Annotated in this window: 1 protein-coding gene; it reads left to right on the plus strand. The window is 47.6% G+C overall.

The window, feature by feature from the left end:
* The first annotated feature begins 478 nt into the window (after positions 1–478).
* Positions 479–877, plus strand: coding sequence for a M20/M25/M40 family metallo-hydrolase (locus IEW48_RS16740; RefSeq protein WP_188624719.1), 399 nt, complete (start codon positions 479–481; stop codon positions 875–877).
* Positions 878–990 lie beyond the last annotated feature (113 nt).

Below are 990 nucleotides of genomic sequence, written 5' to 3' on the forward strand. Positions count from 1 at the left end.
GTCGAGCTCACGTCAATCCCGACGTAGAGTTTCATGAGATCACCTCCAATCGTAGTAGGATCGTGGGGTTGGGACTCTTCGGGATGCCCCCGGACCGCGCCTGTTGACCAGTCACCCTCGCGTATGAAAACTCACGTTGGGCCATGGGCTGCCTGGAAGCTGCTCCTTCTAGCATGGGGAACCAACGGGAACAGCCTGCGGGTTAGACGTCCGAACAGGAACCGGGGAGACAGACTTTCCAAGTAGTCAAAGCTACAGGAGAAAGAAGAGTGTCCCCGATGATCCTCAAGACCATTATCCAGGAGCATCGCGAAAAGTCCAACCCCGATGTTTGTGAAATATGTTTGCGACCCACGGGGGAGGGGCGCCCCTCCCCCGTGGGCAAGTCACCCAAGAATATGCGATTGTCAAGGAGCCTATCCAACTGGAAATTCGATTAAAAAATCTTTCTAAAAATACTATACGAGGAGCAATCATTATGACAAACATTTTTAGCTATTTAAAAGATCATGAGCAGCACATTTTTCAGACTGTTGAAACACTTGTGAAAGCCGAATCTCCATCCCACGATAAAGCATTGGTGGATGAGTGCGGTCAAGTTTTGCAAGACCTTTTTAAGGAGCACCTTGGGTTAACAGCAGAGGTTTTTAAACAAGAAAGTGCAGGGAACCACTTGAAGTTTACATACGGAGACGGAGATGAGCAGATTCTTATTATTGTTCATTTCGACACGGTCTGGGATAAAGGGCGTTTAAGCTTACGAATCGATGGGAACCGTGCCTATGGACCAGGTATTTTTGACATGAAATCCGGGATTTTGTTGTCATTGTGGGCAGTGAAAGCAATAAAAGAGCTTAACATATTGATGGTAGTCTAAAAAGTGGACACAGATTTTAGAGATCACATCTGGATAGGAAAGCCTCCCTATAAGTTGTTATGGAGGTGGGGGGACATAGCCCCATAGGTGAGCCTGACCGAAAGGGAAGGCGA

The sequence above is a fragment of the Caldalkalibacillus thermarum genome (assembly GCF_014644735.1).
In the GTDB taxonomy this organism is placed as follows: domain Bacteria; phylum Bacillota; class Bacilli; order Caldalkalibacillales; family Caldalkalibacillaceae; genus Caldalkalibacillus; species Caldalkalibacillus thermarum.